Annotated in this window: 11 protein-coding genes; 1 reads left to right on the top strand and 10 read right to left on the bottom strand. The window is 47.2% G+C overall.

Annotated elements, in window-relative coordinates; genetic code table 11:
• Window positions 1-32 precede the first annotated feature (32 nt).
• The 6 genes from ACGHZ6_RS15750 to ACGHZ6_RS15725 all read right to left on the bottom strand — a co-directional run bounded on the left by ACGHZ6_RS15750 (window position 33) and on the right by ACGHZ6_RS15725 (window position 8,979).
• Complete coding sequence (locus ACGHZ6_RS15750) at window positions 33-2,234, bottom strand: molybdopterin cofactor-binding domain-containing protein (RefSeq protein WP_390614947.1); 2,202 nt, start codon at window positions 2,232-2,234, stop codon at window positions 33-35.
• Entirely contained in the window at window positions 2,231-2,755 is a 525-nt protein-coding gene (locus ACGHZ6_RS15745) for a (2Fe-2S)-binding protein (protein ID WP_390614946.1), read from the bottom strand. Before ACGHZ6_RS15745 ends, ACGHZ6_RS15750 begins: the two co-directional genes overlap by 4 nt.
• A gap of 35 nt (window positions 2,756-2,790) precedes the next feature.
• Entirely contained in the window at window positions 2,791-3,810 is a 1,020-nt protein-coding gene (locus tag ACGHZ6_RS15740) for an AraC family transcriptional regulator ligand-binding domain-containing protein (protein WP_390614945.1), read from the bottom strand.
• Window positions 3,811-3,826: 16 nt separating this feature from the next.
• A complete protein-coding gene (locus tag ACGHZ6_RS15735; RefSeq protein ID WP_390614944.1) occupies window positions 3,827-4,654 on the bottom strand; it encodes an oxidoreductase in 828 nt (275 codons plus the stop codon).
• A 175-nt stretch (window positions 4,655-4,829) separates the two neighbouring features.
• Entirely contained in the window at window positions 4,830-7,172 is a 2,343-nt protein-coding gene (locus tag ACGHZ6_RS15730; protein WP_390614943.1) for a TonB-dependent receptor, read from the bottom strand.
• A gap of 283 nt (window positions 7,173-7,455) precedes the next feature.
• Window positions 7,456-8,979 (bottom strand): FAD-dependent oxidoreductase, encoded by a 1,524-nt coding sequence (locus ACGHZ6_RS15725; RefSeq protein ID WP_390614942.1) that lies wholly within the window; start codon window positions 8,977-8,979, stop codon window positions 7,456-7,458.
• 118 nt (window positions 8,980-9,097) lie between these two features.
• Between ACGHZ6_RS15725 and ACGHZ6_RS15720 the strand changes: the two genes are divergently transcribed.
• Window positions 9,098-9,652, top strand: a complete 555-nt coding sequence (locus tag ACGHZ6_RS15720) for a TetR/AcrR family transcriptional regulator (RefSeq protein WP_390614941.1) — start codon at window positions 9,098-9,100, stop codon at window positions 9,650-9,652.
• Window positions 9,653-9,706: 54 nt separating this feature from the next.
• Here the strand turns inward: ACGHZ6_RS15720 and ACGHZ6_RS15715 are convergent, their stop codons facing one another.
• From ACGHZ6_RS15715 to ACGHZ6_RS15700, 4 genes are all read right to left on the bottom strand, one after another.
• Window positions 9,707-10,540, bottom strand: coding sequence for an SDR family NAD(P)-dependent oxidoreductase (locus ACGHZ6_RS15715; protein ID WP_390614940.1), 834 nt, complete (start codon window positions 10,538-10,540; stop codon window positions 9,707-9,709).
• A 143-nt stretch (window positions 10,541-10,683) separates the two neighbouring features.
• Window positions 10,684-11,475 (bottom strand): DUF2889 domain-containing protein, encoded by a 792-nt coding sequence (locus ACGHZ6_RS15710; protein WP_390614939.1) that lies wholly within the window; start codon window positions 11,473-11,475, stop codon window positions 10,684-10,686.
• Window positions 11,476-11,531: 56 nt separating this feature from the next.
• On the bottom strand, window positions 11,532-11,846 hold the full coding sequence (locus ACGHZ6_RS15705; protein WP_390614938.1) for a hypothetical protein: 315 nt from the start codon (window positions 11,844-11,846) through the stop codon (window positions 11,532-11,534).
• A 187-nt stretch (window positions 11,847-12,033) separates the two neighbouring features.
• Entirely contained in the window at window positions 12,034-12,663 is a 630-nt protein-coding gene (locus ACGHZ6_RS15700; RefSeq protein WP_390614937.1) for a TetR/AcrR family transcriptional regulator, read from the bottom strand.
• Window positions 12,664-12,970: the final 307 nt, after the last annotated feature.

Raw genomic sequence — 12,970 nt, 5'->3', positions numbered from 1 at the left:
CTTATCCTGGGATAAGCCATTTCATTTTCTGGTTACGATAGTGTTAATGGCAGCGAGCGTAAGCGTTTACCAATGGCAGCATAAACACCATTGGCCACCGCGGCTGCAATGGGTGGTAATCCCGGTTCTCCAACACCTACCGGTGTTTCCTCGCTATCGATAATATGGACTTCAATCTCAGGCGATTGTGGCATGCGAAGCATAGGGTAGTTGTGGAAGTTTGATTGTTGTACCACACCATCCACAATATCAATTTGTCCGTGAAGGGCAGCGGTTAAACCAAAAATAATACTGCCTTCCATTTGTGCTTTAACTGTGTCGGGGTTTACAACCTGTCCACAGTCAATCACACAGACAACCTTATGCACCGTAATTTCATCATTGCTCACGCTGACTTCTGCCACCTGAGCAACTTTTGCCAGAAAAGAGGTATGGGCAGCAAAACCTTGTGCCGTGCCAGGTCTTGATGGTGTTCCCCAGTTCGCTTTGTCTGCGGCTACCCGTATCACATGATTAAGCTTTTTATCGTTAGCCGTATTATCGAGACGGAATTGAACAGGATCTCGGTTGGCGCTTATTGCAAGTTCATCGATAAAGCTTTCTTTAAAGAAACCACTAAACGAATGACCTACCGCTCGCCAATAACCCAGTGGTACACCGGGATCAACCGTTACATGGCGAACTTCTTTATTGGGCGTGTCGTAGTCTTCAAATAAACCTTCAACGCTGGCGGGTTCTACCATCCAGTTGGCAAATACCCCGTGGGTTTTTTCGGCTGCCCACTCTGCAACACCGCCCATAAATCCAGGCAGCATGGCAGGCAGTGCTTCTTGCATGAGGTAGGGGGTGATATTAGGGCCAGCACTGTTAACGGCATAGGTATCAATCAATCCGTTGTCATCTATGCTGGCGGAAAAACGGGTTAACGCTGGCGGGCGATACAGATCATGTTGCATGTCATCTTCACGCGTCCATACCAGCTGTACCGGCAAGCGTGCCGCTTTGGCGATAGACACGGCTTCGGTAATATAATCATTCGCGCCTCGGCGACCAAAGCCTCCCCCCATAAAGGTGGAGTGAATATGTACGTTGTCGTCATCAAGACCAGAGATATGCTTGGCAATGCCTTTGGCAACTTGCGGACTTTGGCAACCAACCCATACATCGCATACACCATTTTCAATACGTGCAGTGCAGTTCATCGGCTCCATGGTGGCATGGGCTAAATACGGCGCCCAGTATTCAGCGGTAATGATGTTATCGGCGTTTGTCAGACCTTTTCCACCATTGCCTTCTTTATGGGCTTTTTCGCCGTGGTCCTCATCCAAGGCTTTCTGGAGCGTGGCTTTAATGTGTTCAGAGGAGAAGGATTTAAGCTCCGGGTAATTCCATTGTATTTTTAACGCTTCAGCGGCTTGCTTGGCTTGCCAGGTGTTGTCGGCAACAACTGCGACGCCATTTTCAATGACAACAACCGCTAGCACACCAGGCATGTTTTTGGCGTTTTTATCATCAAAAGCCTTAACGGTACCGCCAGCAACAGGGCAGCGTTTGAGAATGGCTTTTTTAAGGCCCGGAAAGTCTACGTCTATACCAAACTCCGCCGTTCCCGTTGATTTTGGTTGGCCATCAATACGCGGGCTGCTTTTACCGATAAATTGAAAATCTTCTTTTGCTTTAAGTGACGCGTCAGTTGGAATGTCCCGGTTACTGGCTAACTCTGCAAATGTGCCATAGGGATAAGCTTTATCGCCCAGGTAAACATTGCCTTCACTCATGCGTAAGTTATCCACAGAAGTGTCCAGCTGTTCGGCTGCAGCCAATAGAATTGCCTGGCGAGCATTGGCCGCCGATTGACGGGTAGGTAGAAAGCTCACTTTCATGCTGGTGCTACCGCCAGTGCCTTGCACGCCAAAGTCAGAATTGACAAATGCCTTGTGCACTGGCGCATGGTGCGTTGTAATTGCGCTTGGATGAATATTCAATTCTTCCGCAACCAGGGTGGTAAGCCCATCAAAGGTACCTTGGCCCATCTCAGATCGGCCCATATAAAAATGGATCTCATTGGATGGCGTAATTTGAATAAAGGCATCACCTTGGTAAGTACCCGCTTGATTCGGTTCCGGTAACCTTGTGGTGGCACAGCCTGATAAAGGAACCCCCACTATTAAACCGCCACCCGCAACACTGACCAGCTTGATAAAATCCCGGCGTGAAGATGTTACTTTTCTCATACGTTGACCTCCTTGTTCGTAGCGCTAGCTGGACTATTGTCAGGCGTGTAGTAGGCAACACCGTTTTGCAGGTCCTTGGCCACCGCTTTAATGGCTTTTTTGATACGAGGGTAGGTACCACAGCGGCAGATATTGCCCTGCATGGCCCGATCAATATCGCTGTCGGAAGGATTGATGTTTGTTTTCAACAGCGCAGTCGCTGACATGATCTGCCCCGACTGACAGTAACCACATTGAGGCACGTTGTGCTCGATCCAGGCTTTCTGGACTTTATGCAACGTGCTTGCAGGAGAAAGCCCTTCAATAGTGGTGACTTTGCGGTTGGCAACGGCGTTGAGCGGTAAGATACAGGTGCGAACAGCCTCTCCGTCCACATGCATAGTGCAGGCACCACACAGGCCCATACCACAACCAAACTTTGAGCCTTTGAGTTTAAAGTGATCGCGGATAACCCACAGTAATGGCGTATCCTCCGCCACATTGGTGGAGACGGTTTCTCCATTTAATTCAAAACTAATCATGACTGTACCTTGTTTTTACTAGATGTTTATCAGTGTTAAACCGCTACATCAAATCCACGTGCTTGTTGGCGTAACCTTTCCGGCGGTAAGCCTGTCCACTGGTTAAAGGCGCGGAAAAATGAGTTTGGGTCTTCAAATCCGACTAAATAAGAAATCTCAGAGCAGCTGAGATCGGATTGGGTCAGGTAGAAACGCGCAAGCTCTTCGCGAGTTTCACTTAAAATCCTTTGATAGGTGTAATTCTCATCACTTAAACGTCGTTGCAACGTACGTTTGCTGACGGCCATATTCGACGCTACATCAACGATACTGCTACGGCCGCTGGGCAACAATTCCAGTAAGGCGGCTTTAACTCTACCGTGGGTTGATGCGCTTTTTTCCAGGTTGTGTAATCTGAGTCTCAATTCAGGTTCAAAGAATCCCCACATATCATTGTTGGCGGTTAAGAATACCCGCCGCGCATCCTCCTGACTAAACGTGAGGCGGTTAGTTGTGCCCAATGTTGGTTGAACACCAAAGTAATGCGTAAACGCATCAATGGGCTGAGGTAGCGTCGTACATTCAACCTGGTGTGGAATAATATGTTCTCTTGTCGCCATGCGAGCTAGTTTGATGATGAATGCATGCTCCGTATGAGCTAAAGAATCCGGTAAGGGGTCTTTGGTTGAGGCACTGGAAAAACTTATGCACATCTCCCTGATCGATTGCTCTACATGCATATTGATCGGTCCGATTAACCGTTTAAAGCAACTGAGTCTTTGCAACCCTATAGCCAGATTAGGGCTACACAGTGTTGCAAAAATAGGTGCGTTAAACCCTTCGATAGATAGCTTATCCACAAGTGTAAGTGGCATTTTCGGATTGTTAAAATATTGCATCAGCGTATTCCAGAAGCGAAAGTACTCTGATGCTTTTAGCATGGGTTTTTCCTGGCTAAAGAGATCTTCAGCAAGCCCTGCCCGTCGCAGAATATGACCTGCATTGATATCCAGATCCCTGAAGATAACTTTCCAGCCAGGGGGTAATGGGAAGCGGGTAGCGTTGCTAATGACCATAATGTAACCTTTGTTGTTATGAAGCCTTTAGTGCCATCATAATAAACCGATCCCAAATCCGATCGGGCATAATCCAGTGCAGGAAGATAAGGGCCTTGGCATCAAATGGCGCGGCATAGCGGCGTTTGGGTTTTTTACTGTTAAGAGCTTTGGATACTGCTTTGGCAATTACTTCAGGTTTAGAAGCCGAATCATAGTTAGTTAATGCATTAACCATGGCCTGTACGATTTTTTGATAAGGTGATGTTTTGGCGGTCTTTTTCAGGTTATCTGCGGCAATACCTGACCACTCACTTTCAATTGCGCCGGGTTGAATCACGGAGACATGAATACCAAAGGGTTTGGTTTCCAATCTCAACGCATCGGAAAGAACTTCTACGCAGTATTTTGTGGCGTGGTACCAACCTCCTACAGGCATCCAAATTCTGCCGCCCATAGAGCTGATATTCACAATACGACCCTGGTTTGCTTCACGCATATGCGGCAATACCAGTTGCGTAAGTCGGGCCAGGCCGAAGACATTAACTTCAAATTGACGACGGGCTTCGTCAATATCCACATCTTCGACAGTGCCATAGGAGCCGTAACCGGCATTGTTGACGAGGGCGTCTATTTGTCCTTCCTGTTGAATGATGGTATCGATACAGGTTTGCATGCTCTGATCATCGGTAACATCCAGAGCGAGTACGCTCGCGCCTTCTTTTTCTATATCGCGCATGGCTTCGACGCGTCGTGCTGCGCCGTAGACTTTCCAGCCATCCTGTTGAAGTTGTTTAACAATGGATTTTCCGATGCCCGCTGAAGCGCCGGTAACCAAGGCGACGGGACGTTTTACTGAGTTCATGGCAGATACCTTGTAACGTGAGTTTAGGGTTTATCATACCGGTCCATCGAAATGTTGATTCTTGCAAAGGGTGACGCCTTGCTAGCTAATGGCGCCATCGGGGGTTAAGAAATGTTAGGCCTTTTTTGAGTATTAAAAAAGGGCAAGCCAATGCTTGCCCTAAGCGGAGGTGTGATTAGAAGTTAGCGGTTACGGTTACACCGTAAGTGCGAGGAGCACCGGTGTTGATCATAACGACGTCTTCAGCACTTGGATCAACTTGTTGCAAAACAGTACCCAGGAACGGTGCGGTAAAGCCATTGGTGATATATTCTTTGTCGCCACAGTTTTGACAGAAAAATGCAATATCCCAAATGCCATCCGTGCTGCGTAAGCCAAGAGACAGATCAACCAATGAATAGCTCTGTTTTACATCCACATCATTGGATACCCAGTGCTTACCGGTATAACTCAGATTGAAATTGCCGTAGATTTCAAGGCTATCGTTTAAATTGTTTTCGTACATTAAACCGATATTACCTGCCCACTCAGGTGCGAAGGCCTGATCGCGATCGGTCATTCTACCTTCTGGGTCGAATGTGGCAGGCACTTCACCAAAGCTGGTGTCATCAAGATAGGTAATGGCAACATTGGTAATCAGGTTTTCAGACAAGGCCAGCATATTTTCAATTTCAATACCTTGCGTCACGGCGGTTTCCGCATTACCGGTATTGAACTTCAGGCCGTCCCAACTGTTCACCTGGATATCCTGGTAATCGCTATAGAACACCGCGATATTCAAGCGGCCAGCACCTTCGAGATAATTGGTTTTAATACCAACTTCATAGGCATCGACATACTCGGGAGCATAGACAGCAGGATCAAAAGTAGGTGACGGGCTGGCAGGGTTAAACGCACCCATGGCATTCACATTCATGGAAATACCGCCGGCTTTGTAACCTTTGGAATAGTTGGCGTAAACCTGAGTATCTTCTGTTGGGAAGTACTGTACCCCTAACGTGTAAGTCACTTCTTCTTCATCAATACCTTCGGAACCCTCAGGACCAGAAAGAGAGCCTGATCCCAAGGTGGCGAATACTTGGTGATTTGCCAGTGAGTATGCCCAGTACTCGGCATCAGTACCGATCAGATTTTCCAGTGTCAGTTCTTTTTCTTCCTCCGAATAACGAACACCGGCAATCAGATTAATTTGCTCAGATAAAGCGAAAGTAAAATGGCCGTAAACTGCTCTAACTTCGTCTTCCAGAGTATATAAATTATTAACGGCAATAGCGTCAGGGTTTTCGATTGCGCCACCCAGTCCCAAAGCCAGAACTTGCATATCCTCACCGGTACCGTAACTTAGATTATGTATTAGATCTTCATTGGAGTAGAACAATCCCAATACATATTCGACATCAATGTCGCCGAGTTCAGTGTTTCCGGTCAGGTTAAATTCCTGAGTAAAGGTTTCAAACTCATAGGATTGGGCGTAATCAGAACCCCAGTCATACGGATTAAAATCCCAGTCACCCTCACTTTGAGCATTTTTGTATTCTCGGTATGAGGTGATGGAACGCAAATCCATGTTTTCATTAAGTGCATAATTCACATCGATGCTAATTCCGCGATCACGTGAAATATCCTTGCCGTCCTGATTGATAGGGCGGTCTTCGGTATAACGTCCATTGGTGAAATAAGAAATACCTTTGGCTGCTACTGATGGACCAACCACTGCCTGGTCAAGCGCAGAAGGGGCATCCAGTCGGGTAGACATGCCGTAACAACACTTTTCATCGGCTTCAGTGTAATCAATGATGGTGCGAATACTCAGGTCTTCGGTTGGCTCGTATAGCGCTTGAAGTTTGATTGACTGGGTATCGGTATTCATCGAATTGTTACCGGTCAGATTGTTTTCATAAAAACCATCTGCTTTGTCATAAACGATAGAGGCACGCAGAGCCAGTTCATCGGTCACGCCACCGGTAACATAAAAATTGCCACGGGTTTTATCGTAGTTACCCACGGTTACTTCACCGCCTGCAGAGAATTCATGCTCCGGTGCCTGGGAAGTGATGATCATGGCGCCTGCTGATGTGTTTTTACCAAACAGGGTACCCTGAGGGCCGCGAAGAATCTCAATCCCACCAACATCGTTAAATGTCGATAACACCATGCCTGGGCGACTGCGGTATACACCATCTACATACAGGCCAACGGCACCTTCAAACGCCGCGTTAGTACCGTTGGTACCGATACCGCGAATACGCACTGGGCTGTTGGAGACTTTGTTTTGCTGGACGTTGATATGGAAGCTAGGGTTAGCTTTATTCAGGTCGGTGACCTCCTGAATGCCCTGCGCTTTTAATGCGTTTGAGTCGTAGGCGGTAACCGCGATGGGTACATCCTGCAGACTCTGTTCACGTTTTTGGGCAGTTACAACGATCTCTTCCAGGGTGAAGCCTGAAGTATCATCCTGGGCAAGGGTAGGGGCTGACATTATCAGACCAACGGCAAGTGGCAGTGATTTTTTAATCATCGCGTCCTCTCTTTATCTCTTGGGTTTTGTCTTGCGTTATTGTTTTTATGCGAGGCGATTCATGGACCTAAGATCGTCGCTTTTTATAAATACAAACTATATGGCCAGTAAGTATGTTGGGTGCGAGATCCCCAAGTGCGAAATAACTTGGGGATCTATATGAGAATATTACTAACTGGTTAAATAGTAAGTTATATGACCTCAAGATAATAATCAACCGATTTTGACCGGTGACATTATCAATTTTGCTATTGCTGGAAATAACTCCTTATAAAACAGTGCGTTAAGAATTGGTTGCATGTGCACCGGCAATGCGGCCAAAACACAATCCACGTAAAACCGAGGTGCCCACCGTGTAGATACCATAGTGCATGCCCACCGTCTCACCGGCAGCATAGAGCCCGGGGATGACTTCGCCGCTGGAGTTAACGACTTGAGCATTACCGTTAACGCGCAGGCCACCATGGGTAAAGCAAATGGAAGAGATTGCGGGATAGCAATAGTAAGGAGGGCTGTCGATAGGCGCGGCATAGTTTTGTTTTGGCGGGTACACGCCCTCGGTGCCGGCGCCGTCAAAGAACTGGTGATTGGCAATGTCGATAGACATAAAATCAACATTTTGATCGCCAATACAGCGATTCACTTTATCGGCATTAACACAGCTGGCATTGTAATCCGCCACGGTCTGCTTGAGTGTTGCGACCGGAATCATCAGCAGTGCTGCCAGCTCTTCCAGGCTGTTGGCTTGAACAGGTGGCATATCGGTACGGATACCATATTTCCAGCTGGATTCCGTATCGCTGGCCAACTTTTCGTCATAAATGATGTAGCCGATACCACCGGGTTGACGGGTAATGTGGGCCGGAGGCTCTTCTTGCCATTCCAAAATATTGTTGGGGGCTTCATCCATAAAGCGCTCACCCTTTTGATTCACCATAATGCCAAAGGGCCAAATATTCACCATGGCTTCCTGCAAGCCGGTACGCGAGTCTACAACCTGTTGGTGGCAGTCAGACCAATCGCCAGCGGCTGCGGCATTTAGCTCCAGTGCCATACGCAATCCTTCACCTTTATTGTACAGACCGCCTTTGGCGACAGGGCGCATATAGCGTTTTTCCTGGCCGCCGTATTGCACCAGCATTTGCGGGTTGCCTTCGAAACCCCCGGAGGCGAGTACCACCTTGCCAAAGACGTCGATGGTTTCATTGTTTTTACCGCTGCATCGGACGCCGACAACAGTGCCGTTTTCTTCGATCAGCTTATGGGCTGTGGTTTCAAACAGAAATTGACCACCTTTTTCTTCAATTTGTGGTACCAGCTTTTCAATAATGGCCAGGCCGCCGCCGTAGATTTTTACATAGGGGAGGGTGGGCATGCAGAAGGGGATGGTTTCAGGTTCTTTGGGATTAATCTGGACGCCGCGTTCAGTGAGCCACTCCAGTGTTGGTGGGATACTATCGGCAAATGTACCCAGTAATTCCGGGTCAACAAATTGTGTGGTCTTGGCCAAGGCAGACCAGTTTTCATAGTCGTTAACGGTCTCTGCTTCAATGTCTGGATCAACATGGAAGCCTTTGTTAATGGCATAGGACAAGTAAAACATATCATTGAGCTCGAAGCCTTCTTGCTCGGGACCGCCTTGCAGCAACAGGTTGGCTTCGGTCCAGCGGGTATTACCACCCATCATGTCCTGGGTGGAACGCTCGATATTGATGACCTTTGATCCGGCTTCAAGCGCGGTCAGCGCACAGCTTAGACCTGCTGCTCCAGCACCTATAATCACTACATCCGCATGATGTTGTTTCATGTCTTTACTCCTGATCGTCATTGTTCTCTGGTCATGATTTGGTTCATACTAAGATTGCGCGTTAACGAGGTGAAGGTATTTACGTTATGTGGCTTGAAAACGGTACAAAGGTCTCCTGATGTCTCATATTGAGCAACCGGCAACACCTGAGCCCAGTCGCAAGCAAAAGCAGATCGACAATTCACGGCAGTGGATTGTTGAGGCTTATTACCAATTGTTGGAGTCTGGTTCCGGTAATGTAACAGTTACGGATATATGCAAGCGAGCAGGGGTAGGGCGGCAAACCTTTTATCGTCACTTTGAAAATACAGAAGCCGTTTTGCACTTTGAAACAGAGCGTGTATTTCGTCTGTTTCTGGATATTGTTTATGATTTGGATCCTGAACAGCGCAGTCATCGTGAAATTCATCGTCAGGCATTTTTGGCATTTAGGAATAACGCTGAGCGCGTGCGTTTATTGCAGCCTTTGATCTCACCAGAATGGTTTGCAGCGCGTTTTATTCATTATCGAATGGAAATAGAAAAACACTTTATGGCATTCCATTCTGAGGATGATTACGATTTTCTCTACCGTGCAGGCGGGATGGCTGCGGTTTTTATGAGTTGGTTAAAGCGGGGTATGCAGGAAGAGCCGGAAGAGATGGTCGAGCAATTAGATGGCATTGCCCATTAATACGAACTTTGTCATCTCTTCGGGACTGCATCGATAACGGTGTTATTTTCGGTGCTATTTTCGGTATTTTCGGTAAGCTTTTATCATCATACGATCAAACCCCTTTACGCCCAATAGCCGCTTAATCAAAGGCACATAGACAGCATCGGCTGTTGTGCGTATAACCGGTTTAGGCTGAGTTGAATCGGTAATTGCTTTCACCATAGCCGCAGCAGTGGTGGTGCCGTCCTGTGCTTTTGTCAGTAATGCAGTATTCATGTTGATATATTCATCCACATGGTGCGTGTAGTCTTCAGGATGGCCCATGGCTTCTACCCGTGCCATGGCAGCCTGATCAAAGCCGGTGTTTATTTGGCCAGGTTCGATAACCACAACTTCAATACCAAATTCACTCACTTCCTGGCGAAAGGCGGTCATGATCGCATAAAGTGCATGCTTGGTGGAGGAATACCAGCCCATCATACGGGCGGTGAAGTGGCTGATAACAGAGCCGGTGACAATAAAGCGGCCTGCGCGCTGTTTGCGGAGTTGTGGTGTAACAGCACGTATCACCCGGGCCAAACCAAATACATTGACCTGATAGATACGTTCTACCATTTCTTCGGGGACTGCTTCTATAGCACCCGCAATATTAAGACCAGCGTTGAAATGCACAACGTCAATCCCACCTGCCTGCTCTATCACTTGCGTGATGGCGTTATTCACAGACTCTGACGATGTGACATCGATTTCGATCAAGGTTGCACCTAACGCTTCTAAAGAACGCATAGGTTCAATATCTGGTGCTGCTGCATAGACTTCACAGTTATGCTCTTGCAGTAACTTTTCGGCAGCCATAAATCCAACACCGGTTGATACGCCGATCATTAATACGCGCTTTTTGCTCATTTTAATACCTCAAACAATTGGGGGGCTAACCTACCAGACTCTTGATTATGTCTACATGCAATATGTGCCAATAACTATTTTGAGTGGCGCAATGGGCAAGTTTTTTCTTCTTGTGTTGTGCTGGTGTAGTTCTGGTGTAGTGCTCAGGGATCTATAAATTGCAGCATGTCTTCAGGCGTGTTTGTGAAATCAATGCGTTTGCCTATACGGATAGACTCTTCTTCTCTACCATCGCGCATGGCATAACATTGGCCTATCGGTTGGCCAACCTCTTTACAGTTAGCGCCTTGAAGCTCGTTGAGTTTAAAGCGTCGTCCCGTGGCTACAAAAATCGCCTTTTGCAGGCAGAGAACTTCAGATATCTCCTGCACGGATAGCTTGTCTTTGGCCCATGATGTCATGCCCATCATGGGATTTTGACCTTTTAGGTGTGAGGGAGATTCTATGGTGCCGTGCTTCATTGACCAGTACTGAAGTTCTTTTCCGTTCAGGTTCAGTCTGGCTGTGCTGAGGCCATTCGCTTCATCGGTGATAGCCATGGTGTAGAAAAATACTGTACCGATATCACTACTCTTGGTACTTCTATTAGTGTTATAGGCGTGGGTTATCATCAGGGCGGTAAGGTCAAAGAAATGAGTGCAATGACTTTTGCTGTCGCTAAACGCTCTGATATCAAGCGGGTTACTCGATAGTGGCGCACCTTCAAGTTCTTTAAGTTTATCGATTGCGCCAGGGCAAGTGCTGGTGGGGTGTCTTACCCAGGTGGCTTCTATTGAGGTTATCTTGGATTGATCGTGCTGCAGCTCAACAGAAAAAGCATGAGGTTCATCTTCAAGATAACCTTTGATGCAGGTACTTGAAGTGGCTTTAATATGGATATGGCGACGAAACGTGCCTGTGCCGTAGCTTTCATCGGCATAGTCAAACAACAGCATAAGATAACCTGTGCGAGATGAACATCAGCACTAGGCTATCTTATTTATCGCTCCTGTCAATTACTGGTTGGCAGAAAAGTAAGTGCGCAATAGGTAATGACCACGATATCAATGATCAAATGCAGTGGCGTAAGAGCATCTTTTTTGACAAAGAAAAACAGATAACTCCCCAGCAATAGCCCTATAGTAGGAAAAATAGCTCCGCAAATTATTGCAATAGAGCTGCCTGCTAAAAGCCCCAAGCCTATTAAAAAGTAGGTTATGCCAAATACACTGGAGCCAATGCTTTCCTTTTCAATGCCATTTCGGATGAAAGGGATTTGATGAGTAAACCCAGACACTAGCATCAAGGTTGCTGCAAGTTCATGCATTAGTATGCTCCCTGCAATGTGTATGGAGGCCTAACTATCTGTGGGTGTAACTTGGCAAGTTGTGTGGAAGGGGTCATAAGCTGCTCAATCGGTTAGGAGTAGAGCAGTTATTATAAAAATCGATACGGGCAAGATCTCTGGCGGATGGCGCCAGAGATAATTTTGTGTGGCGCTTGTTGCGGGTGGTTTACCCGGCGAGTAGGCTGTCTGTCAAATCTTCCATGGTTTTGTACACCTTCTTGAGATCAACACTTTCGCTATCGATAAAGTACTGTACCGCGACACCACGTAAGGTGCCAACCAGACTGATAACAATGGATTCGACATCGATATCTTTGCGGATACTGCCCTTGTCTTGAAAAGCTTGTATACGTTCGACCAGATTGTTGCGTACGGCTCGATCGTATTCCTGAAAAGTGGGTTGCAGTTCTTTGTAGGTAGAGTAACTGTCGTTCATTAGCCGGAACTGGGCCATGATCAGATCCGACTTGGCCGCTACTGCTTCAAGATACAGACGAGAGACGGTTTTGATTTGGGCTGTCGCATCGTCTTCGAGTTCTTCAGAGAGTGCGGGGTCAACTACCCGGCTTTGCCAGAGCTCCAGAATGCGATCGGCGGTGGCTTTCAGTAGGTTGCTTTTGGAGCCAAAGCGATAACTGACCAGGCCGCCACTAAACCCTGCCTTCTTGCCAACGCTGGCTAACGTCATCTTGCTGGGGCCTTCTTTGGCTATCAGGGCGATAGCGGCCTTAAACATGGCCTTGTCTGAGGCTTCGGTTCTCTCTGCTTGAGTACGACGTTTTTTTGCTGCTGCCATAGTGGGGGTCCTTGCAATGTGCGCCAATATTCTACAGTGAAATCAAGGAGTTGAGAATATTCTTGGCTATCGGGGCCATAGACCCCGGTAGTTGGCGGGGTTTGGCGCTATTCCTGCAATGATATAGTATAGGTTTTACCAACTTACTTATTGGTTGACAAGTATGTTGTGTGGTGGGTAATCTTTAAGCCTGCATGGTGGGAGTAATGATGGCCTAGTGTCCACCATAGTCTTGGAAAAGAGCTTACCCTGCTAATCTTGTTATAGAGAGCGATGATATTTAGGTCCCTTTGGATCTTGAGGAAAG

The sequence above is a fragment of the Maricurvus nonylphenolicus genome, assembly GCF_042854845.1.
Taxonomy (GTDB): domain Bacteria; phylum Pseudomonadota; class Gammaproteobacteria; order Pseudomonadales; family Cellvibrionaceae; genus Maricurvus; species Maricurvus nonylphenolicus.
This window is presented reverse-complemented; position numbering and strand designations above follow the sequence as displayed.